This window comes from Halococcus agarilyticus, from assembly GCF_000334895.1.
Lineage (GTDB): Archaea > Halobacteriota > Halobacteria > Halobacteriales > Halococcaceae > Halococcus > Halococcus agarilyticus.
This window is the reverse complement of sequence record NZ_BAFM01000032.1, coordinates 1-21,058: the sequence shown is the minus strand read 5'-3', so window position 1 is coordinate 21,058 and position 21,058 is coordinate 1. Positions and strand designations below refer to the sequence as shown.

21 protein-coding genes and 1 pseudogene are annotated in these 21,058 nt (G+C 66.1%); 19 read left to right on the top strand and 3 right to left on the bottom strand.

Annotated features, from left to right (window positions below):
* Positions 1-576 precede the first annotated feature (576 nt).
* Positions 577-2,493, bottom strand: coding sequence for a DHH family phosphoesterase (locus TX76_RS16490; protein WP_049904032.1), 1,917 nt, complete (start codon positions 2,491-2,493; stop codon positions 577-579).
* Between the two features lie 96 nt (positions 2,494-2,589).
* Here TX76_RS16490 and TX76_RS16485 point away from each other — a divergent pair, with 96 nt between their 5' ends.
* The 4 genes from TX76_RS16485 to TX76_RS16470 all read left to right on the top strand — a co-directional run bounded on the left by TX76_RS16485 (position 2,590) and on the right by TX76_RS16470 (position 5,621).
* Positions 2,590-3,072 (top strand): Mov34/MPN/PAD-1 family protein, encoded by a 483-nt coding sequence (locus TX76_RS16485; RefSeq protein ID WP_049904037.1) that lies wholly within the window; start codon positions 2,590-2,592, stop codon positions 3,070-3,072.
* Complete coding sequence (locus tag TX76_RS16480) at positions 3,069-3,593, top strand: adenylyltransferase/cytidyltransferase family protein (RefSeq protein WP_079890880.1); 525 nt, start codon at positions 3,069-3,071, stop codon at positions 3,591-3,593. The genes TX76_RS16485 and TX76_RS16480 overlap by 4 nt, the downstream gene beginning before the upstream one ends.
* A gap of 92 nt (positions 3,594-3,685) precedes the next feature.
* On the top strand, positions 3,686-5,236 hold the full coding sequence (locus tag TX76_RS17330) for a formate/nitrite transporter family protein (protein ID WP_079890879.1): 1,551 nt from the start codon (positions 3,686-3,688) through the stop codon (positions 5,234-5,236).
* Between the two features lie 55 nt (positions 5,237-5,291).
* A complete protein-coding gene (locus TX76_RS16470) occupies positions 5,292-5,621 on the top strand; it encodes a hypothetical protein (protein WP_049904030.1) in 330 nt (109 codons plus the stop codon).
* On the opposite strand, the gene TX76_RS16465 is transcribed toward TX76_RS16470, so the two are convergent.
* Both TX76_RS16465 and ribH read right to left on the bottom strand, forming a co-directional pair.
* Positions 5,618-6,763, bottom strand: a complete 1,146-nt coding sequence (locus TX76_RS16465) for a pyridoxal phosphate-dependent aminotransferase (protein ID WP_049904027.1) — start codon at positions 6,761-6,763, stop codon at positions 5,618-5,620. The genes TX76_RS16470 and TX76_RS16465 overlap by 4 nt on opposite strands.
* A complete protein-coding gene (gene ribH / locus TX76_RS16460) occupies positions 6,760-7,164 on the bottom strand; it encodes a 6,7-dimethyl-8-ribityllumazine synthase (RefSeq protein WP_049904025.1) in 405 nt (134 codons plus the stop codon). Before ribH ends, TX76_RS16465 begins: the two co-directional genes overlap by 4 nt.
* Positions 7,165-7,267: 103 nt before the next feature.
* Here ribH and TX76_RS16455 point away from each other — a divergent pair, with 103 nt between their 5' ends.
* The 15 genes and pseudogenes from TX76_RS16455 to TX76_RS16390 all read left to right on the top strand — a co-directional run.
* A complete protein-coding gene (locus TX76_RS16455) occupies positions 7,268-8,983 on the top strand; it encodes a flippase activity-associated protein Agl23 (RefSeq protein ID WP_049904023.1) in 1,716 nt (571 codons plus the stop codon).
* Between the two features lie 26 nt (positions 8,984-9,009).
* Positions 9,010-10,164, top strand: coding sequence for a 5-(carboxyamino)imidazole ribonucleotide synthase (locus tag TX76_RS16450; protein ID WP_049904022.1), 1,155 nt, complete (start codon positions 9,010-9,012; stop codon positions 10,162-10,164).
* Positions 10,161-10,817 (top strand): 5-(carboxyamino)imidazole ribonucleotide mutase, encoded by a 657-nt coding sequence (gene purE, locus TX76_RS16445; RefSeq protein WP_049904019.1) that lies wholly within the window; start codon positions 10,161-10,163, stop codon positions 10,815-10,817. Before TX76_RS16450 ends, purE begins: the two co-directional genes overlap by 4 nt.
* A 115-nt stretch (positions 10,818-10,932) precedes the next feature.
* Positions 10,933-11,334, top strand: a complete 402-nt coding sequence (locus TX76_RS16440; RefSeq protein WP_049904017.1) for an NADH-quinone oxidoreductase subunit A — start codon at positions 10,933-10,935, stop codon at positions 11,332-11,334.
* Complete coding sequence (locus TX76_RS16435) at positions 11,334-12,032, top strand: NADH-quinone oxidoreductase subunit B (protein WP_049904015.1); 699 nt, start codon at positions 11,334-11,336, stop codon at positions 12,030-12,032. Before TX76_RS16440 ends, TX76_RS16435 begins: the two co-directional genes overlap by 1 nt.
* Positions 12,029-13,705 carry an NADH-quinone oxidoreductase subunit D gene (locus TX76_RS16430; RefSeq protein ID WP_049904014.1) on the top strand — a complete coding sequence of 559 codons (1,677 nt, stop codon included), beginning with the start codon at positions 12,029-12,031 and terminating at the stop codon, positions 13,703-13,705. The genes TX76_RS16435 and TX76_RS16430 overlap by 4 nt, the downstream gene beginning before the upstream one ends.
* Positions 13,702-14,904, top strand: a complete 1,203-nt coding sequence (locus tag TX76_RS16425; RefSeq protein WP_049904013.1) for a complex I subunit 1/NuoH family protein — start codon at positions 13,702-13,704, stop codon at positions 14,902-14,904. Before TX76_RS16430 ends, TX76_RS16425 begins: the two co-directional genes overlap by 4 nt.
* A gap of 37 nt (positions 14,905-14,941) precedes the next feature.
* A complete protein-coding gene (locus TX76_RS16420) occupies positions 14,942-15,403 on the top strand; it encodes a NuoI/complex I 23 kDa subunit family protein (protein WP_049904011.1) in 462 nt (153 codons plus the stop codon).
* Positions 15,404-15,652: 249 nt separating this feature from the next.
* Positions 15,653-16,324 (top strand): annotated as a pseudogene (locus TX76_RS18605) (ferritin-like domain-containing protein); the annotation flags it as partial.
* Positions 16,325-16,369: 45 nt separating this feature from the next.
* Entirely contained in the window at positions 16,370-17,167 is a 798-nt protein-coding gene (locus tag TX76_RS18600) for a DUF302 domain-containing protein (RefSeq protein WP_324185990.1), read from the top strand.
* 145 nt (positions 17,168-17,312) lie between these two features.
* Positions 17,313-17,585, top strand: a complete 273-nt coding sequence (locus TX76_RS16410) for an NADH-quinone oxidoreductase subunit J (protein WP_049904009.1) — start codon at positions 17,313-17,315, stop codon at positions 17,583-17,585.
* Complete coding sequence (locus tag TX76_RS16405; protein ID WP_049904008.1) at positions 17,582-17,977, top strand: NADH-quinone oxidoreductase subunit J; 396 nt, start codon at positions 17,582-17,584, stop codon at positions 17,975-17,977. The genes TX76_RS16410 and TX76_RS16405 overlap by 4 nt, the downstream gene beginning before the upstream one ends.
* Positions 17,977-18,279 (top strand): NADH-quinone oxidoreductase subunit NuoK, encoded by a 303-nt coding sequence (gene nuoK, locus TX76_RS16400; RefSeq protein WP_049904005.1) that lies wholly within the window; start codon positions 17,977-17,979, stop codon positions 18,277-18,279. The genes TX76_RS16405 and nuoK overlap by 1 nt, the downstream gene beginning before the upstream one ends.
* Position 18,280: 1 nt before the next feature.
* Positions 18,281-20,293, top strand: coding sequence for an NADH-quinone oxidoreductase subunit L (gene nuoL / locus TX76_RS16395; RefSeq protein WP_049904003.1), 2,013 nt, complete (start codon positions 18,281-18,283; stop codon positions 20,291-20,293).
* The coding region (locus tag TX76_RS16390; RefSeq protein WP_267462375.1) for a complex I subunit 4 family protein at positions 20,294-21,058 on the top strand (765 nt) is incomplete at its 3' end.

Here is a 21,058-nt window from a genome sequence, read left to right as displayed (position 1 = left end):
AAGTGTCTACGAAGGCGAAGATTTGTCGAAGATTGTTCCCCATCGAACAAGCAATTTTCGCAGAGATGTGTTGCGCCCTGACCCGACGGTTTATATAGAACGAGGTAGCATTGCGAAAAGCAAACTATCTACCCTTGATCTATTCGACTACGCATGTTTGTACGCACAGCAGCGAAACGGGTGTATCAAACTATTCAATGAATCTAATGATCGGTACCATCTGTCTGGGGACGATATAATACTCTGTTTAGAGGGGCCTCCATCTGGATATGAAGATTACGATCGGTTGAATTCAAAATACTCTGCAAAAGTTCTCTCGCAAGAAGAGGGGGTAGAACACCTCGTAGACGGAGTCCCTTCTAGTTTGATCTTGTGAAGCTCTTTCGCTCGCTTTTGTGGAATCTTTACGCTACGCTCATGATGTTGGAATGTGGGTCTCCTGCGGGAGACCCGGAAATCAAGTCTTCTCTCGAAGACCGTACTGAAGGTCTAGAACCGGCCGCACTTAGAGATTGCGATTGTATTCGATAGCATATTGCTGCGATAATATGTTTGCCTGATTTGAGTTCGAGCGATTCAGTCCTCGAAGCCGGCGACCGACGCGCTGCCGAGTTCCTCGTCGATCTCGGCGTCGCCCATCTTGGCTTCGAGCGCGTCGAGAACGTCTTCGCGCATCCCCTTCACGAACTTGATCGATCCGACCACGAGGTGGCCGCCGCCGCTCACGCCGCCGCCCGTGACCTCGTCTTCGAGCTCCTCGACCATCTGTGGGATGTCGAGGCGCACGCCGTCGCTCCGGAGAACGGCGAAGTCGGGGCCGTAGCCCACGGTGATCACAGGATCGTCGGTTTCGGCGACCTTCCGGTCGTGGATCGCGCCCGTCGTCTTGCCTGGCGCGGGGTAGGTGAAGCGGCGGGCGTAACGCTCGACGTCGATCCGGTTCAGCTGTGCACCGTTGTCGAGCGATTCGGTCTCGACGTGAGGCATGGCGGCGTCGAGCTGGCGGTCGGTGTCGCGGTCGGCCCGCTCGGAGAGATGGTCGACGAGATCGCGGTGGCGCTCCTCGTCGGCAGCGTCGACGCCGAGCACGTCGGTCATCAGCGCGTCGCCCGAACTGTAGCGCAGCCAGTGGGCGGCGTAATCGAGCGCGTCGCCGATCGCCTGGAGATCCGCCTCGTCGTACCCCTCCTCCTCTGCGAGCGCGAGGTACTCACTCATCGCGTCGGCCTCCGAGCGGTCGGTGAGCCCCGCGACCGCCGGCACGTGGCGGAGTTCGTCGGTGATCTCGGGGTGGATCATCCGCGCGACCTCGACGCAGAGCATTCCAGTAGTTACGCCGTAGTCCTCGCCGCGGAGGTAGGGGTTGACGTGTTCTTCGAGCAGCCCCTCGACGGCATCGGGATCGGGATGGTGGTGGTCGACCGCCACGATCGGGATGTCGTACTGGGCGAGCGCCTCGTAGGCCGGGACGTCCTCTTCGGTCGATCCGTTGTCGAGCATCGCCACGAGCGGGAGGCGCTGGCCGTGGCGGTCGCGGTCGCCGAGCGCGAAGTTCAAGTCACGAGTAACGTCCTCCATCTCGTAGAAGGGGGCCTTGCTCGGTGATCGCTTCACGAGGTGACGCGCCGCCGAGTCGTCGCCGTGGACCTCCTCGATGAACCGTGAGAGCGCGAGCTGGACCGGGATCGACGCACACATGCCGTCACCGTCGGCGTGGTGGCGGATGCGGATCGGCCGGTTTTCGAGGACCGCGCGGCGCAGCCGGGCCGCGACGTCCTCCAGATCGTTCCACAACTTTTCGAGTGCGTCCCACTCGATCAGCGGCGTGACGTCGCGGGCCGCCGCCCGCTCGTCGAGCGCGTCGTCGAGCCGTTCGCGGAGATCGGCGGCGTCGTCGAACGCCGTGAGTCCGTCGACTTCGACCTGGATCGCGCCCTCGCGGCGCTCCGGCGTCCCTTCGATTCGCACGAGGTCATCGACCTCGATTTCGGGGTACGCCCGGACGCCGGCGGCCTCGAACGCTGCACAGTCGACGACGCCCGACGCGTCGCGGAGCGAGAACACCGTCGGCCCCCCCGTTTGCTCGATCCCGACGACCTCGCCCTCGAGGGTCACGCTCTCGCCGATCGTCCCGTCGAGATCGTCGGCGGCCGTCACCTCGGGCTCGTACTCGACGGCCACAGTACGATAGTCGTCGATCGTGGCCTCGTCGAAGCCGAGGTCGCCGTTCGGTCTGATCTCGTCGAGGCGAACGACGAGGTCGTCGCCGACCGCGTACTCGTCGCCGAGGTTCGATTCGTGGACGAGCCCCGAGACGTCGTCGGCGATGTCGACGAACACGCCGTACTCCACGACGCCGTTGACGGTCGCGTGGTAGCGTGCGCCGGTCTCGACGGCATCGGCGGTGCATTCGGATGCGAGGTCGTAGACGGTCGGGACGCGGCCGGCGTCGGCGGCGTCGCTTCGATCGTCCGTTTCGGAGGGCGTAGACATTCTTGACCGGCGTTTGCCGCGACCGGGTTTAAGAATTGGCAAATCGCACCGCTCCTCGGTCGGAACGCTTAGATGGTCGCCGGTCGGTGTTCGATCATGGGCTTTTTCGGGTCGAGCGAGGTCGTCGGGATCGCCGCCGACACCCTCGCGTTCGCCCGCTCGGCCGCCGAGGAGAGCCACCCGAACGAGTACATGGGCCTGCTCCGTGGCGAGGACGCGGCCGACCTCGGACTCGACAGATCGGGGACCGTCGTGACCGACGTGCTCGTGGTCCCGGCAACCGAGTCGAACCCCGTGAGCGCCACCGTCAAGACGAGCCTCGTCCCGAACGACATGCGCGCCGCCGGGTCGATCCACTCCCATCCCAACGGCGTGCTCCGGCCGAGCGACGCCGATCTCGCCACGTTCGGCAAAGGAGATGTCCACATCATCCTCGGCGCACCCTACCGCGACCACGACTGGCGGGCGTTCGACCGCGAGGGGAAACGGCGTGACCTCCCGGTGCTCGACGTCGACCTGCCCGACGACGAGGAGTTCTTCGACTTCACCCAGGCCGACATCGACGAGGAACTACGATGACCCGGGAACGTGGGGGAGGACGGAGCGGAGCGGAGCGAAGTGACGACGATCGAACCCGATCGGAAGCCGGTGCTTCCGAACCGAGCGACGATCCGACCACGGTCGTCGCTCAGGGGACGTTCGACATCCTCCATCCCGGGCATCTCCACTACCTCCGCGAGGCGGCCGCGATGGGTGACGAACTCGCCGTAATTCTCGCCCGCCGAGAGAACGTCACCCACAAAGCCAAACCGATCCTCGCGGACCGTCAGCGTCGGGAGATGGTCGCCGCGCTCGATCCGGTCGACAACGCGGTGCTCGGCGACCGCGAGGACATCTTCGTGCCGATCGAGGCGCTCGATCCCGACGTGATCGTGCTCGGCCACGACCAACACCACGACGAGGCCGCGATCGCGGCGGCGCTCGGCGACCGCGGGATCGACTGCGAGGTGAAACGTGCAGCGGGACGCGAGCCGAACTACGCAGGAGAGCTCCTCTCGACCGGGCAGATCGTCGATCGGATCCGCCAGGAGCGCGGCTGATCGAAATTCACATATCGATCCGGAACGGAGAACTGGAAAATGAACAGTAGTGTCTACTCCACCGTTCTGACCGATGTCGACCACCACGACCGATGAGCCGGCGAGACACGAACGGGTCCACTGCGGCGCAGGGGCTCGCCGAGCCGGTGTCCGAGGACGACCACACGCGGGGCCCGGACGACGCCGCCGTCACGCTCGTCCAGTACGGCGACTTCGAGTGCCCGAACTGTGCGACCGTCCACCCGATCATCGAACAGCTGCTGGACCGTCTCGACGATGATCTCAAATACGTCTATCGCCACTTCCCGCTGACCGAGGTGCGACCCAACGCGAAACAGGCCGCCGAAGCCGCGGAGGTCGCCGCTGCACAGGACGCGTTCTGGCCGATGTACGATCGTCTGTACGAGCATCAGGACGCGCTCGCCGCCGAGGACCTCGAAGCGCACGCCGACGCGCTCGACCTCGACACCGAGCGCTTCGCCCGGGAACTCGACGAGAACGACCACGAAGATCGGGTCCGTGCGGACTTCGAGAGCGGGATCGAGAGCGGCGTCAACAGCGCGCCGACGTTTTTCATCGACGGCGAGCGCTACGAGGGCCGATACAGCTTCGACGCGCTGCTCGATGCGCTCGTCGACGCCGGCGATCTCTCGAACGTCTCGCGCGCGACACCTGACGGCGGCGGGGCCTCTCGGGACGACCTGCGCGAGACGCTCGATCAGTCCGAACGGGGCGCGCCGGCGGCCGGCTCCGCGGTCCGGGATCGGTTCTCGGCCGACGAAATCTTCCAGCGGGTGGTGGCGACCGCCGACGAGGAGTTCAGCCAGAACAAGCGGCTGCTGTTTCTGAGCGGGCTCGCGGCCGGGTTCGCGATGAGTCTCTCCTTCGTGGGCGTGGCCGCGCTGACCGCGCTGCTCGGCGGTGACGGCTCGGCGTCGGCGGCGGGCTATCTCCTCTACCCGTTGGGGTTCCTGTTCGTCGTACTCGGGAGCTACCAGCTGTTCACCGAGAACACGCTCACGCCCGTGACCCTCGTCCTCACGCGGATCGCCTCGATCCCCGCACTCCTCCGGATCTGGGGCGTGGTGTTCGCGGCGAACATTCTGGGGGTGGCGGCGAGCGCGTACGTGCTCGCCAACACGGGCGTGCTCTCACCGGAGGCAGCGGCGGCCGCCAGCGAGATCGGCCACCACTTCTTCGAGCTGTCGTGGGCCGATATCTTCTGGAAAGGGGTGTTCGCGGGCGTGCTGATCGCCGGGATGGTGTGGCTGATCCACGCTGCCCGCGACACCGCGGCCCGGGTGCTGGTCGTCTTCGCGCTCGCCTACGCCGTGGGGGCCGCGGAGCTCGCCCACTGCATCGTCGGGTCGGCCGAAACTCTGTACGTCGTGTTCAACGGCGAGGAGTCGCTGTGGGCGTTCCTCACGCACTTCCTCGCGCCTGCGACGCTCGGCAACACCGTCGGCGGCGTCGTGTTCGTCGCCCTCTTGAACTACAGCCAGACCCGCGACCGCCGGATCCAGAACCGGGACTGTCGCGTGCTCGAACTCGGGTGGTCGGAGTGGCTCTTTGGAAATCACATCGGTCGGCCGATCACGCCCTCGTTTCCCGAGAGCGAGGACGACAGTGCTGAAGCCGACTGACTGGTTTCGTATCGGCGAGCGTAACTGTTTTGAACGCACGAACGTATGATTCAGTATGACGCGCGTCGTGGTCACGGTTCACCGACTGTTCGCCCACCGGAGCGTTGCGGCACTACTTGGGCTTCAGTTGGTGCTGACGGGAGCCGTGATCGTCACACAGGGTACTGGCTTCTCCGCCATCAGTTATGTCCTCGGCATCGTTCCGGAGATCGGCATCATCGTCAGCATCCTCGTCGCACGAACGCTGCCGATCCCGACGTTGCTCGAAGCGACCTTCCCGCTGAACGTCGGTCTTTTGCTCGCGGCATACTATCTGGTAGCGGTCGTGCTGGCCGTTCCCGGACGGGCCGTCGGCCAACTGGCCCGACGGGATTCGGCGGCTTAGAAGAGCCCTTCGTCGGCCAGCCGGTCGACCGCCTCGCGCAGCCGTTCCTGGCTGTTGGCGTACGAGAAGCGGGCGTAGCCTGGCGTGCCGAACGCGCTGCCGGGCGTCGTCGCCACGTTCGGGCCTTCGAGTGCGTCCTCACACCACCGTTGGTCGTCCTCATCCACGGGAACCATCATGTAGAACGCCCCTTCCGACTTCGAGACCTCGATGCCGTGGTCGGCCAGTAGATCAGCCAGCAGGTCACGGCGCTCCTCGAACGCCTCGGTCATCTGTGCGACCGCCCGGTCGGTGTTTTCGAGCGCCTCGACGCCCGCGTGCTGAACGAAGTTCGTCGCACACGAGACCGAGTGGGAGTGGAGTTTCGCGGCCTGGCCGACGAGCGCTTCGGGCGCAGCCAGATAGCCGAGCCGCCAGCCCGTCATCGAGTACGCCTTCGAGAACCCGTTGATCGTGACCGTTCGATCGGCCATCCCCTCCAGAGTGCCGAGGCTCGTCGGTTCGACGCCGTAGGTGATCTCCTTGTAGATCTCGTCGGAGATAGTAGTGATGTCGTGCTCGACCGCGAGATCGCGAACGCCTTCGAGCGCCGCGTCGGAGTAGACGGCTCCGGTCGGGTTCGACGGCGAGTTCACCACGAGGAGTTCGGTGTCGTCCGAAACCGCCGCGGCGAGATCGTCGAGCGCGGGTTCGAGCTGGAGGTCGTACGGCGTGAGATCGACCCGCGAGAGCGATCCGCCGGCGAGTTTCACCATCGCCTCGTAGGAGACCCACGCCGGATCGAGCAGACAGACTTCATCGCCGTCGTCGATCAGCGTCTGGAACGTCTCGAAGAGCGCCTGCTTGCCGCCCGGCGTGACGATGATCTCGTCGGTAGCGTAGTCGAGTCCGTCGTCAGCGAGCTTGTCGGCGATCGCCTCCTTGAGTTCGGGAATTCCGTTGGAGGAAGTGTACCCGGTGTGGCCGGCGTCCATCGCGTCCTTGCCGGCCTCGACGATGTTCTCGGGTGTCGGGAAGTCGGGCTCGCCCACACTGAGGTCGACGACGTCGACGCCGTCGGCTTCGAGCTCCCCCGCAAGATTGCTGATCGCGAGCGTCGCGCTCGGTTCGACGCGTTCGACACGGGCGGCGAACTCGCTCATGCGAGTGCCTCCACCATGTCGACGGCGGTCTCGACGGCTTCGGCACCCTTGTCGGCGCGCTCGCGTGCCTCGGCGCTGCTCATGCCAGGACCGACCACGCCGAAGGTCACGGGTTTGTCGCGATCGAGGCTCACGTCGGTCAGGCCCTTCGCCGCCGACCGGGCGATCACCTGATCGTGGTCGGTGTCGCCCGAGACGATCGCGCCGAGCACCGCGACCGCCGCGATCGACTCCCGGCGCGCGAGTCGGTCGGCCGCGAGCGGCGCGTCGTACGCGCCGGGCACCGGGACCGTATCGGCGATCTCGGCCCCGCGCTCGGCCGCGGCCTCGTGGGCGTACTCCTCCATCTCCGTCGCGAGGTCGCCGTAGAACTGGGCGACGACCAGTCCGAGACTGTGCATGTGGGCGGGTGGCGAGCCCCCGTGAAAGAGCTACCGTTCGGCGATAGCTCTGCCGACCGCGCGAACGAAACGCTCCTATGCGCTGCCCGTTCGTGAATGGGACATGGAGGCGACAGGCGGCGACGCGTCCCGCGGTCGGGTCACACTCGCCGTCGTCGCCGTCGTCGCGCTTGGCTTGGTCGCGCGGCTCGCCTTCCTCGGCGACCGGATCGCCCACTGGGACGAGGCCCGAGTCGGGTACTGGATCCTGAACTACGCCGAGACGGGCACGTTCGAGTACCGCCCGATCATCCACGGCCCGTTCCTCCACCAGGTGAACGCGCCTCTCTTCGACCTCCTCGGCCCGAACGACGTCACGATGCGGCTCGTCGTCGCCCTCCTCGGAGCCGCGCTCCCGCTCGTCGCACTGCTCTTCCGCGACCGACTCCGAAACACCGAAACGGTCGCACTCGCCGTCTTCCTCGCCGTCGACCCGGTGTTGCTCTACTACTCGCGGTTCATGCGGAGCGATCTCCCGCTCGCGGTCTTCTCGCTGTTCGCTCTCGCCTTTTTCGTTCGGGCGATCGACACCCACCGCGCGCGCTGGTTCCACGCAGGTGTCCTCACGCTCGCGCTCGCGTTCACCACCAAGGAGAACGTCGTGATCACTCTGGTGACGTGGCTCGGCGCACTCGTCCTCCTCGCGGATCACCGACTGTTCCTGAATCGTGGGTTCGGCCGGCCGTGGCGGACGGCGCTCCGACGGCGCGTCGTGTGGGTTCGCCGGACGCTTCGGACGTGGACGCCACATCTCCTCGTCGGCGCGGTCGAGTTCCTCGCGGTCGTGGTCTTCTTTTACGCGCCACGAGGCACCGACGACCCGGGGTTCGACACATTTCTCGCCGACCCCACGGCGCTCCCGGCGGTGGTGGGGGAGGCGACCCTCGGCTCGTGGGACGCCTTCTATTCGCTGTGGGTGGCCGGGAGCCATCAGGACCACGCGTACCTCCCCTATCTCGGCGACTACCTCGCGACCCTCGCGCGCGGGTCCGGCGCGCTGGTGGTGCTCGCGGTCGTCGGCTTCCTCGTCGACCGCTACACCGGCGACCGTCCGCGCGACCTCGTCGCCTTTTGTTTCTACTGGGGTGCGGTCAGCGTGCTCGGCTACCCGCTCGTCACCGACATCATGGCTCCGTGGTCGACGATCCACGCGATCGTCCCGCTCGCGGTGGCGGCGGCGGTCGGGGTCGGCTCGCTCTTCGACCTGGGCCGCGCGGCGCTCGTCGCCGACAGTCGAGCCGGGGTCGCCGTGGTGGCGGCCGTCCTCCTCGTGGTCGTCGGACAGATCGCGGTCGTCGCGGCCGAGGACGTCTACCTCGACCCCCAGTCCGACGACAACGAGCTCGTCCAGTACGCCCAGCCCGCGGACGATTTCGACCCAGCCATCCGCGACATGGCCGCGGTGAGCGCGACCAACGAGGGAACCGACGTGCTGGTGTACGGCGAGTTCCTCGTCGCCGAGCGGCCGGGCGCGAGGGAGCCGGGCTGCACGAAGTGGTTCAACCTCCTTCCGATCCCGTGGTACACCGAGATCCACGACGTGAACGTCTCGTGTGCGCGGAACGCCTCGGCGTTCGAGCGGAAGGTCGCGGGGAGCCCGCCTCCCGTGGTGATCGGGCTGACCACCGACCGCGAGTTCCTCGCGGCACGCCTCGACGGCTACGAGGCGCGGAGCTACGTGGTGCGGACGCGGGACACCGGGAAGACGAACACGACCTTCTTCATCGATCCGAGCCGGCTCCCCGCGAACGCCACCGCCGGGAGCGAAGGGAATCCTTAACCCCCCGAGTCGAAAACCGAGCCACCATGCAACCGACTGCGCCAGGCCCGACGCTGGGGGTGGTCGGCGGCGGCCAGCTCGGCCGGATGCTCGGCGAGGCCGCCGCGCCGCTCGGGGTCGAGGTCGTCGTGAGCGATCCGACCCCCGACCCGCCGGCCGCACCCGTCGTCCGCGACGCGCTCCACGGCGACTTCGACGACCCCGACGCCGTCGCCGCGCTCGCAGAGCGCGCCGACGTCCTGACCTACGAGATCGAACTCGCCGATCCAGACCTGCTCGAACGGGTGAGCGAGGAGTTCGACACGCCCGTGCATCCCGCCCCCGGCACGCTCCGAACGATCCAGGACAAACTCGTCCAGAAGCGCCGCTTGGAGGAAGCTGGCGTTCCCGTCCCGCCGTTCCGTGCGGTCGAGTCGGTCGCCGACCTCCACGACGCGCTCGACGAGCTCGGCTATCCCGCGATGTTGAAAGCCCGTCGTGGCGGGTACGACGGCCGCGGGAACGTCCCGATCGAGTCGCCGGGCGGCGTCGAGACCGCCTTCGAGGCGATCGAGGGTGAAGCGATGGTCGAGGCGTTCGTGCCGTTCGAGCGCGAACTCTCGGTCATCGGCGTCCGCGGTGCGGACGACAGACGGACGTTCACGCCCGGCGAGAACGTCCACGAGGAGGAGATTCTCCGCGAGACGATCGTCCCGGCGCGCGTTTCGGATGCCGTCCGCGAGCGTGCGAAAGCAGTCGCGCGGGACGTTCTCGACCTGATGGACGGTCGGGGCGTGTTCGGGATCGAACTGTTCGAAGCGGATGGTGAAATCTCGGTCAACGAGATCGCCCCACGGCCGCACAACTCCGGGCACTGGACCATCGAGGGCGCGCTGACCTCCCAGTTCGAACAGCACGTCCGCGCGGTCCTCGGCTGGCCGCTCGGCGCGACCGATCGCCGCGGACGGACGGTGATGACCAATCTCCTCGGCGACGTGGACGAGCCACGACCCGCCGAACTCGCTGGCGTCGATCGAGTGCTCGCCGAACCAGGCGCGAGCCTCCACTGGTACGGCAAACACGAGGCGCGCCCGCTCCGGAAACTCGGGCATGTCACGCTCGCTGATGGGACGGATACCGACACGAACGACTTGCTCGCACGCGCCCGCGAACTCCGCGACGGCTGTACCTTCGATTCATGACTGAGACACCGGAGACGACCGCCACGACCGAGACGACTGCCGCCACCGAAATCGCCGACCTCGTGGCTTCGCTCGGACGCGAGGCCGACCGCGATCGCCCTGACGAAACCACTCCCGACGTGGGGATCGTGATGGGGTCGGACTCGGACCTCGACACGATGTACGGCGCGTACGAGGCGCTCTTCGATCTCGGCTTCGCCGAAGTCACGGATGTCGACGATCCGCCCGAAAATCGATTCACGTTCGAGAGCTACGTGGTTTCGGCCCACCGAACGCCAGGGCTGATGTACACCTACGCTGAGACCGCCCGCGAGCGCGGACTCGACGTGATCATCGCGGGTGCGGGCGGAAAGTCCGCAGATCTCCCGAACATGGTCGCCTCGATCGCGTACCCGATTCCGACGATCGGCGTCCCGGTCCAAGAGAAGTCGGTCGACTCGGTCATCGGGATGCCGACGGGCGCGCCGATCGTCGCGGTCGACGCGGGCAAGTCGTTCAACGCGGGGCTGTCGGCGATCCAGATGCTCGCGCGCGAGCACGACGAACTGGAAGACCGACTGATCGATTACCACGAGGATCTCACGGCCGACGTCGCGCGCGTTTCGCGTGACCTCCACGACCGGGGTGTCGAGGCGTTTCGGGAGGACGAGTGAGCCGATTCGGTCGGCTGGGCCGTGGAGTGGCGAGTCCGGTTAGCGGCCTGCCGGGTGGGAAGAATCAACCCTTATGTGAGTGCGCTCCAAAGCCCGAACACGAGCCAGAAATCACATGAATCCGTGGATAGCTATCGGCGCGCTGGCGGTGGTCGGGATCGCCGTCCCGCTGACGATGATCGTCGCATCGAGCCTGCTGCGACCCAGCGTGCCCGAGCAGGGGAAATCCGCCGTGTACGAGTCGGGCGAGGTCCCGACGGGCAGCACCCGCATCCGGTTCAACATCCAGTACTACATGGTCGCGCTGCTGTTCGTGATCTTCGACATCGAGACCGTCCTGATCTTCCCGTGGACGGTCATCTACCGCGACGCCGTGTCGAGTGCGGGACTCGTCCCGGCGCTCGTCCCGATGCTGGTGTTCATCGGCGTGCTCGTCGTCGGCCTCGCGTGGGCGTGGCGTAACGGCGCGGTACAGTGGATTCGGAACGAACGGTCGAGCGGCACCCGGACACGATAATGAGCAGCGATAGCCAACTCACGAACGCAGAGGCGGACGCACAGACCACCCAGGAGTCCCGGATGGGCGAGGGCACCGACAACCGGTTCAACTCCAAGCTCCGGGAGGCGTTCGGCTCCTCGCCGTTCGTCCTCACGAAGTTCGATTCGTTCATGAACTGGGTCCGGAGCTCCTCGATGTTCATGCTCCAGTTCGGGATCGCGTGCTGTTCGATCGAGATGATGCACACCTACGCGGTGAAACACGATCTCGACCGCTTCGGCGCGGGCGTGCCGCGTGCTTCGCCGCGCCAGGCAGACGTCATCATCGTCCCCGGCACCATCGTCTCGAAGTTCGGCCCGCGGATGAAGCGGGTGTACGACCAGATGCCCGAGCCGAAGTTCGTCGTCTCGATGGGGTCGTGTACCATCTCGGGTGGGCCGTTCCAGCAGGGGTACAACGTCGTGAAGGGAGCCGAGGAGATCATCCCGGTCGACATCCACGTGCCCGGCTGTCCGCCGCGACCCGAGGCCCTGGTTTACGGCGTCGCCAAGCTCCAGGAGCGGATCGGTGAGGGCGAGACCGCCCCGGTGACCGTGAAACCCTACGAACTCGAAGAGTTCGGCGACCTCGAACGTGACGAGCTCGTGACGAAACTCGCCGACGACATCGACGAGGACACGCTCGTGATGCGGTACAACTGGAACGATTCGCCATGAGTCTGGAACGACCCAGCGATCGAACCCAAACTGTGGGCGTCACCGACGACGGCCTCGACTACGACGCGCTCGCCGATCTGCTCGGCGACACCGTGATCGGTCGGGAGACCCACCGCAACGCCGAGGCGTTCGTCGTCAGGCCTGACGAGGTCCAGGACGCGCTGTTCGCGCTGCGCGACGAGGCGGGGTTCGATCACTGTTCGAACGTCACCGCCGAGGAGTACGAGGACCGCTTCGAGTCGATCTACCACCTGAAGAAGTACGAGGATCCCACCCAGGAGGTCTCGGTCGTCGTGCCGACCCCCCGGGAGAACCCGGTGAGCCAGAGCGCGGAGCCAGTGTATCGAACAGCGGACTGGCACGAGCGCGAGGCCTACGACCTCGTGGGGATCGAGTACGACGACCACCCCGACCTCCGACGGATCCTGTTGCCCGAGACGTGGCAGGGCCACCCGATGGGGCTGGATTACAATCAGGACAAGCCTCAGGTCGTCACGCTCGAATCCCACGCCAACCCGATCGCCGACGACCACAGCGAGGACGGCTCGGACACGATGTTCCTCAACATCGGGCCGCACCACCCCGCGACCCACGGCGTGCTCCACGTCGAGACGGTGTTGAGCGGCGAGCAGGTCGCCCACGTCGATCCCGACATCGGCTACCTCCACCGCTGTGAGGAGCAGATGGCCCAGAACGGGAAGTACCGCCACGAGATCATGCCCTACCCCGATCGGTGGGACTACGTCTCGGCGGGCATCCTGAACGAGTGGGCGTACGCCCGGACCGCCGAGGACCTCGCGGATCTCGACGTGCCCGAGTACGCCCAGGTCATTCGGACCATGTCGGCGGAGCTCTGCCGGATCGCGGCGCACATGCTCGCGCTCGGCACCTTTGCGCTCGACGTCTACGGCGAGTTCACCGCAACCTTCATGTACGCGTTCCGGGACCGCGAAGTCGTCGAGAACATCCTCGAGGACCTCACGGGCCAGCGGCTGATGTTCAACTACATGCGGCTCGGTGGGGTGGCGTGGGACCTGCCCGAACCGCGCGAGGAGTTCTTCGAGAAGACCCGGGACTTCCTCGACGGGCTCCCCGAGAAGCTCGACGAGTATCACGACCTGATCACCTCGAACGAGATCTTCCAGCTTCGGTGTGTCGACACGGGCGTGCTCGACGCCGAGACGGCCAAACAGTACGGGGCGACGGGGCCAGTCGCCCGCGCCTCGGGGGTCGACTACGACCTCCGGCGCGACGATCCCTACGGCTACTACCCAGAGCTCGACTGGGACGTCGTGACCGCCGAGGAGGGCGACAACTACGCCCGCGTGCTCTGTCGAATGCAGGAGGTCGAGCAGTCCGCACGGATCATCGAGCAGTGTGTCGACCTGCTCGAGGACTGGCCCGAGGACGACCGCGAGATCCAATCGAACGTTCCCCGGACGCTTCGGCCGGACGAGGACGCGGAGATCTACCGGGCAGTCGAGGGCGCGAAGGGCGAGCTCGGCATCTACATCCGCTCGGATGGGACCGACAAGCCCGCCCGGTTCAAGATCCGAAGCCCGTGCTTTTCGAACCTCCAAACGCTACCCGAACTCGCGGAGGGCGAGTACATCCCCGACCTGATCGCGTCGCTCGCGAGCCTCGACATCGTGCTCGGCGAGGTCGATAGATGAGCCCGAGCGAGGTCCTGTTCCAGGCGGCGAACGGCACGAACGCCACCAACGCGACGAACGCCACCGGCGGAGCGAACGCAACGAACGCGACCGGCGCAGCCAATGCGACGAACGCCACGAACGCCTCCGCGGGCGGCGCGGCTGGCGGTGGCCAGACGTTCCCCGAGACGCTGAGTCAGCTTCTCGGGTTCGGTGCCAACCCCGACCCGGGCCTCCAGTTCATCTTCGGGATCGTCGGTGCGTCACTGATCGCGGTGATCTTTCTGACGTTCGCGGCGGTCGGGGGGATCTGGGGCAAGCGAAAGATCACGGCGGCGTTCACGGATCGGATCGCGGTCAATCGGGTCGGCCCGTTCGGACTGCTGATCATCGTGGCCGACGCCGTCCGGCTGCTCTCGAAGGAGGTCATCATCCCCGACAGCGTGGACCGGCCGGCGTTCGACATCGCGCCGTTCCTCGTGCCGTTCTCGGCGCTTTTGGGGTTCGCCGTGATCCCGCTGGGGACCGGTCTCCAGCTCGCGGACCCCGAAACCGGGTTCGTGTTCGTGTTCGCGGCAGCGTCGATCGCGTCGCTCGGTCTGTTGATGTCGGGCTACGCCTCGAACAACAAGTACTCGTTTTTGGGTGGGTTGCGCGCGCTCGCCCAGAACATCGCCTACGAGATTCCCCTTGTAGTGACCGCGGCGTCGGTCGTCGTCTTCGCCGGCACGCTCCGACTGAGCGAGATCGTCGCGATGCAGACCGAGGCGCTCGTAACGATCGCCGGCGTCTCGATCCCGTCGTGGTTCGCGTTTGTCAACCCGTTCGCGTTCGTGCTGTTCCTGACCGCGAACCTCGCGGAGGTCGGCCGAAACCCGTTCGACACGCCCGAAGCGCCCGGCGAGCTGGTGGCAGGGTACATGACCGAGTACTCCGGCGCGTACTTCGTGCTGCTCTACCTCGGCGAGTTCCTCCACATCTTCCTCGGCGGCGCGATCGTCGCGACGCTGTTCCTCGGCGGTCCCGCGGGGCCGGTGCTCCCGGGGATCGTCTGGATGCTGCTCAAGATCCTCGCGGTCTACCTGTTCACCCAGTGGGCCCGCTCGGCGATCCCGCGGGTGCGGATCGATCAGCTCATCGAGATCGGCTGGAAGGGGCTGCTCGTGATGAGCTTCGCGAACCTCGTGCTCACGGCGATCATCGTGGGCTTCATCGCCTGATCGACCTTCGAACCAACCACCACAGACTCACCAACCCATGATCGGACTCCTCAAATCGATGGCGACGACGATGAAACACGCGCTCGACGGCTCGACGTTCACCGTCGAGTACCCCGACGTCGCACCCGAAGTCAGCCCCCGCTTCCGCGGGGTTCACAAGTTCAGTCAGGAACGCTGCATCTGGTGTCGACAGTGCGAGAACGTCTGTCCCAACGACACCATCCAGATCGTGATGGACGAACAGCGAAACGGCGAGCAGTACAACCTCCACATCGGCCAGTGCATCTACTGCCGGCTGTGCGAGGAGGTCTGTCCCGTCGACGCGATCCTCCTGACCCAGAACTTCGAGTTCACCGGCGACACCAAGGACGACCTCGCGTACAACAAAGAACAGCTGAAGAACGTGCCGTGGTACAAGGACATCGATCCGCTCGAATCCAGGGAGCCCGACCGCGGCGCGTGGATCGGCGAAGGCGAAGGCGAAGTGGACTACCAGTAAACGTACGGCGAGCAGTGCGAGGCGCGAACGAAGTGAAGCGCCTCGATGCGAACGGGCCGCAGGCCCGTGAGCGAGCCGTTTCACCGCCCGAGCGAAGCGAGGGCGACCTTTTTCATCCACGTTTTTGTCGTGAGCGGTTTCGAAGCGAGCGAACGCGAGCGAGAATCGGTCGAACCTTCGATACGGTCGTTGGACGTATCGGTCGCAATTCCGGCATAGTTTTTTGGTCCAAATGGACGATCGACCCGCATGGACGAACCAGCGACCGGACAGGACGAGAGCGAGCGTGGACGCTCGCGCCGGACGTTCATGGGTGATGCGGCGCTCGCCGGTGGCGGAGCGCTCGCGCTTTCGGCCGTCGGCGGCGTAGCCGCGGCCAACGGCGACGAGTCCGACTCGACTCCGGGCGACGTGGAGATCCTGAACTACGCGCTGGCACTCGAACACCTGGAGTACGCCTTCTACGAGGAGTTCCTCGCGAATCATACGGAAAGCGAGGTCGAGAACTCGGCGGTGGCGCAGTACTTCGCGCGGCCGACGCTACGCTACTCGACCTACCAGCAGATCGAGGACGTCCGGGATCACGAGGGAGCCCACGTCGAGGCGCTCACGGAGACCATCGAGGACCTTGGGGGGACGCCCGTCGAACCCGCCGCATACGAGTTCCCCTACGAGACGATGGAGGAGTTCGTCGCGATCGCCGACCGCCTCGAAGCGGTGGGGGTATCTGCCTACGCCGGGGCCGCGCCGATGATCGACGACGAGGACGTGCTGAAGGCCGCACTCAGCATCCACTCCGTCGAGGCCGAACATCAGACGTACTTCCAGCTCCTGAACCTCCAGCGACCGTCACCCGACGCGTTCAACACCGCGCGCTCGATGGATCAGGTGCTCCCGATCGCGAAGCAGTTCGTCGTCGGGACAGGCGGTGGCGGCGACGACAGTGGCGATGGCGGCGATGGGCTCGTGACCGCCGAGAGCGACGCGAGCGTGCCGGCGACCGTCGAGCGAATCGAGGGGCGGATCGAGGAGAAGGGGCTGACCCTCGTGACGACCGTCGACCACGCCGCGAACGCCGCCTCGGTCGGGATGGAGCTCCCGCCCACGACGCTGCTGATCTTCGGCAACCCGAACGTCGGCACGCCGCTGATGCAGGCGAGCCAAACAGCCGGCATCGACCTACCGCAGAAGATGCTGGTCTACGAGGACGAAGACGGCCGAACGAACGTGGTCTACAACAGTCCGGGGTATCTCGCGGCACGACACGACATCACCGATCAGGACGAGCGCCTCTCGACCATCGGGAACGCCCTCGCGGCAATCGCCGGCGGGAACGTCGACCGCTCCGGAGCCGACCCCAGTGCGCTTCTCGGTGACGGCAACGGTCTTGCGACCGTCTCCGGTGGCGAGAGCGTGGCAGCGACCGTCTCGCGCATCGAGAGCACGCTCGAATCGAACGAGGCGATCTCGCTCGTGACGACCGTCGATCACGCCGCGAACGCCGACTCGGTGGGAATGGATCTCCGACCGACGACGCTGCTGATCTTCGGCAACCCGCAGCTCGGAACGCCGCTGATGCGGGCCAGCCGGACCACCGGGATCGACCTTCCACAGAAGCTACTGATCTACGAGGACGAGGGCGGGGCGGTCAGGGTGGCGTACAACGATCCGCAGTACGTCGCCGAGCGCCACGGAATTACGGGCCAGAACGAACGCCTGGCGACGATCGAGAACGCGCTCCGGTCGATCGCCAGCGGGCAGTAGCGACGGCGATCCCGTCGCGAAACGGCGGTCGAATCGAGCTGAGATGGTGGCCCGTCCGAGACGATGGGTTTTCCTGCCGTTCACGCGGGCGAGCGCTCGCGCGGGTCTCGAAACCTTCAAACACCATCCCACACGAGTGTGCCCAATGGCAGTCTTACCGTACGAGGCGATTGCGTTCGCGCTGTTCGCACTCGTCACCGTGGCCAGCAGCCTCGGGGTGGTCCTCGTGGAGGACGTGTGGCACTCCGCGCTGTTGCTCGGAGTGGCGCTGCTGAGCGTCGCGGTCCACTACGTGATGCTCCAGGCGGAGTTCCTCGCGGCGATGCAGATCCTCGTGTACGTCGGCGGGGTACTCATCCTGATCACCTTCGCCGTGATGCTCACGCGGGTCGACGACCCGAAGGAGACCCCCACATGACGACACGCCCTCGCCTGAAAACGGACGGAAACTTCCTGCCCGGACTGATCGCGCTCGCGCTGTTCGGCGTGTTCGCGGCCGTCTTTCTGACCGCCTCGTTTCCCGAACCGACCGGCTTCACCGGCGGCGGCTCGATCACCGCCGCGATCGGCTACGCGATGTTCGCTTTGGAGGGCGGCACCCACGAGAGCGAGACGTTCCTCGTCGCCTTCGAGATCATCGACATCGTGCTCGTGGCGGCGCTCGCCGCCGCGGTGATGCTCGCGAAGACCGAGGAGGACGGTCGGATCGGGGGCGCGCTCCGAATCGGATCGAGCGACACTCCCGACGACGATACCGCTACCCGTACCGACGGTGGCCGTGACCGCGATCGTGGCGAGGAGGACCGCTGATGGTTCCGGCTCAGTACTACCTCCTGCTCTCGGCCGCGATGTTCTGTATCGGGCTGTTCGGCATCCTGACGCGGGAGAACGCCCTGCTGTTCTTGATGAGCGTTGAGCTGATGCTCACCGCCGGCAACATCAACCTCGTCGCCTTTTCCTTCCAGCATGGGAACCTCACCGGCCAGGTGTTCAGCCTCTTTACGATCGCGCTCGCCGCGGCGGAGGTCGCGGTCGGCATCGGCATCATCCTCGTCCTCTACCGCAACTTCCGCGGCGTGGACGTGACTCAAGCGACGACCATGAGGTGGTAAGATGGCGGCATTCGACTACGCGCCGGCGATCGCGCTCCTGCCGTTCGCCTCGTTCGTGATCGCGCTGTTCGGGGGCCGATTCCTCCCGAAGAAGGGCGCGCTCGCGGGGATCCTCGCGACCGCGGGCTCGCTCGTGCTCTCGATCTGGATGGCCCTCTCCGTCGCGGCCGGCAACACCTACAATCAGGCGCTCTACACGTTCGTCGACGCCGGGGGGATCGACCTCCACCTCGGGGTCCTGATCGATCCGCTCGCGGCGCTCATGCTGATCATCGTCTCGCTGGTCGCGCTTCTCGTCCACGTGTTCAGCCTCGGCTACATGAACGACGAGGGCGAGCCGGGACTCCCGAGATACTACGCCGGCCTCGGCCTGTTCACCGCGAGCATGCTCGGGTTCGTGATCGCCGACAACCTGTTCATGGCGTTCATGTTCTTCGAGATGGTCGGGCTGTGCTCGTGGCTCCTGATCGGTCACTGGTACCGCGAGGACGCGCCGCCGAGTGCGGCGAAGAAAGCGTTCCTCGTCACGCGCTTCGGCGATTACTTCTTCCTCGTCGGCGTGGTCGGCGTGCTCGCGACGTTCGGGAGCGCGACGTTCGCCGGCGAAGAGAGCTTCCCCGGCCTCGCGGAGGCGGCGCTCGGCGGTGGCGGTGCGGGCGCGGTCTCGACGTTCGGGTTCGCACCGGAGACGTGGTTCGCGATCCTCGGTCTCCTGATCCTCGGCGGCGTGATCGGGAAGTCCGCGCAGTTCCCGCTGCACACCTGGCTCCCCGACGCGATGGAGGGCCCGACGCCCGTGTCGGCGCTGATCCACGCCGCGACGATGGTCGCCGCCGGCGTCTACCTCGTCGCGCGGATGTACGGCTTCTACGCCCAGCTGCCCACCGTGCTCGCGATCATCGCGTTCGTCGGTGGCTTCACCGCGCTGTTCGCGGCGACGATGGGCGTCGTCAAGCGCGAGATCAAGCAGGTGCTCGCCTACTCGACCATCTCACAGTACGGCTACATGATGCTCGCGCTCGGTGCCGGGGGGTACGTCGCCGCAACCTTCCACCTGATGACCCACGCCTTCTTCAAGGCGCTGCTGTTCCTCGGTGCCGGCTCGGTCATCATCGCGATGCACCACAACGAGAACATGTGGGACATGGGCGGGCTCAAGGACAGAATGCCCGTGACCTACTACACCTTCCTCGCCGGCTCGCTCGCGCTCGCGGGCATCTTCCCCTTCGCGGGCTTCTGGTCGAAGGACGAGGTGCTCTACGAGGCGCTGATCCACGGGCTCGGATCGAGCCCGCTCCTGCTCGGTGCGTACGCGATGGGGCTGCTCGCGGTGCCGATCACCGCCTTCTACACCTTCCGGATGGTGTTGCTGACCTTCCACGGCGAGCCACGCAGCGGCACGGCCAGAAATCCACACGGGGTCGGCTGGAGCGTCAAGGCTCCCCTCGTCGTCCTCGGGGTGCTGGCGGTCGTGGCCGGCTTCATCAACATGCTGCCGGTGCAGAAGCTCCTCGGGATCGAGGGGATCGACTTCCTCCACCAGTGGCTCGACCACGGGTTCGAGGGGGTCACCGCCCACCACTACGGCGACCTCACCGGCTACACGAGCGGCTACATCGGCGGCGAGTCCACGACTGTGCTGCTCGGCGTGGTCGTCTCGCTCGGGCTGGCGCTCGCCGGCGCGGGCCTCGCTTTCGCGCTCTACCGCGGTTCCGATCCCGACCACCACACCGACCGACTCGGCAACGCGAAGACGCTTCTCATGAGCAACTACTACCAAGACGAGTATCAGGTCTGGCTGGCCGACGCGACCGCGCGGGTCGCCCGCGCGGCCGACACGTTCGATCAGGGCATCATCGACGGCACCGTCAACGGCGTGTCGAGCGTGAGCCTGTTCTCGGGCAGCCGGATCAAACGGATTCAAACCGGGATCGTGACGAACTACGCCGCGCTGCTCTCCTTGGGCCTGGTCGCGCTCCTCGTGATCTTCGGCCTGCTCGGAGGGTGGTTCTGAATGATCATCGAAATTCTGCTCGCGCTCTGTCTGCTCGGCGCGGCGGTCGTGTTCGTCCTCCCGGACGACTACGCACCCGTCGGTGCGCTGGTCGCGAGCCTCTTCCCGCTGGTGACGAGCTTCCTGATGTGGTTCGGGTTCGACGGCTCGGGCAACGCCTTCCTCGACGGCGGCACGCTGGCCTACGAGACGATGGTTCAGTGGATCTCGCTGGGTCCGTACGCGATCAACTGGCACGTCGGCGTCGACGGGATCAGCATGCCGCTCGTCGTGCTCACCACAGTACTAACGACGCTCGCCATCCTGACGGCGTGGACGCCGATCGACGAGCGCCGCTCGCAGTTCTACGGCCTCGTCCTGTTCCTCGAAGCCGGCCTGCTCGGCGTGTTCGTCGCGCTGGATTTCTTCGCGTGGCTCGTCTTCTGGGAGATCGTATTGATCCCGATGTACATGCTGATCGGGGTCTGGGGCGGTCCCCGGCGGAAGTACGCCGCGATCAAGTTCTTCGTCTACACCAACGTCGCGACGCTCGTGATGTTCATCGGGTTCGTCGCACTGGTGTTCGGGCTCGGCGATTCGGTCACGAGCCTCGACATGCCGGCGATCGCTCAGGCGCTGCGTGGGGACGAACTCGGCTCGCTCGGCGGCGTCGGACCGGACACGCTCAAACTCGCTGCGTTCGTCGCGATGTTCGCCGGCTTCGCGGTCAAGGTCCCGATCGTGCCGGTCCACACGTGGCTGCCGGACGCTCACGTCGAGGCCCCG

Excerpts from the sequence above, each read along its gene's own strand:
- TX76_RS16490 (WP_049904032.1), bottom strand. The coding sequence starts at position 2,493 with ATGTCTACGCCCTCCGAAACGGACGATCGAAGCGACGCCGCCGACGCC.
- TX76_RS16485 (WP_049904037.1), top strand. The coding sequence starts at position 2,590 with ATGGGCTTTTTCGGGTCGAGCGAGGTCGTCGGGATCGCCGCCGACACC.
- TX76_RS16480 (WP_079890880.1), top strand. The coding sequence starts at position 3,069 with ATGACCCGGGAACGTGGGGGAGGACGGAGCGGAGCGGAGCGAAGTGAC.
- TX76_RS17330 (WP_079890879.1), top strand. The coding sequence starts at position 3,686 with ATGAGCCGGCGAGACACGAACGGGTCCACTGCGGCGCAGGGGCTCGCC.
- TX76_RS16470 (WP_049904030.1), top strand. The coding sequence starts at position 5,292 with ATGACGCGCGTCGTGGTCACGGTTCACCGACTGTTCGCCCACCGGAGC.
- TX76_RS16465 (WP_049904027.1), bottom strand. The coding sequence starts at position 6,763 with ATGAGCGAGTTCGCCGCCCGTGTCGAACGCGTCGAACCGAGCGCGACG.
- ribH (WP_049904025.1), bottom strand. The coding sequence starts at position 7,164 with ATGCACAGTCTCGGACTGGTCGTCGCCCAGTTCTACGGCGACCTCGCG.
- TX76_RS16455 (WP_049904023.1), top strand. The coding sequence starts at position 7,268 with ATGGAGGCGACAGGCGGCGACGCGTCCCGCGGTCGGGTCACACTCGCC.
- TX76_RS16450 (WP_049904022.1), top strand. The coding sequence starts at position 9,010 with ATGCAACCGACTGCGCCAGGCCCGACGCTGGGGGTGGTCGGCGGCGGC.
- purE (WP_049904019.1), top strand. The coding sequence starts at position 10,161 with ATGACTGAGACACCGGAGACGACCGCCACGACCGAGACGACTGCCGCC.
- TX76_RS16440 (WP_049904017.1), top strand. The coding sequence starts at position 10,933 with ATGAATCCGTGGATAGCTATCGGCGCGCTGGCGGTGGTCGGGATCGCC.
- TX76_RS16435 (WP_049904015.1), top strand. The coding sequence starts at position 11,334 with ATGAGCAGCGATAGCCAACTCACGAACGCAGAGGCGGACGCACAGACC.
- TX76_RS16430 (WP_049904014.1), top strand. The coding sequence starts at position 12,029 with ATGAGTCTGGAACGACCCAGCGATCGAACCCAAACTGTGGGCGTCACC.
- TX76_RS16425 (WP_049904013.1), top strand. The coding sequence starts at position 13,702 with ATGAGCCCGAGCGAGGTCCTGTTCCAGGCGGCGAACGGCACGAACGCC.
- TX76_RS16420 (WP_049904011.1), top strand. The coding sequence starts at position 14,942 with ATGATCGGACTCCTCAAATCGATGGCGACGACGATGAAACACGCGCTC.
- TX76_RS16410 (WP_049904009.1), top strand. The coding sequence starts at position 17,313 with ATGGCAGTCTTACCGTACGAGGCGATTGCGTTCGCGCTGTTCGCACTC.
- TX76_RS16405 (WP_049904008.1), top strand. The coding sequence starts at position 17,582 with ATGACGACACGCCCTCGCCTGAAAACGGACGGAAACTTCCTGCCCGGA.
- nuoK (WP_049904005.1), top strand. The coding sequence starts at position 17,977 with ATGGTTCCGGCTCAGTACTACCTCCTGCTCTCGGCCGCGATGTTCTGT.
- nuoL (WP_049904003.1), top strand. The coding sequence starts at position 18,281 with ATGGCGGCATTCGACTACGCGCCGGCGATCGCGCTCCTGCCGTTCGCC.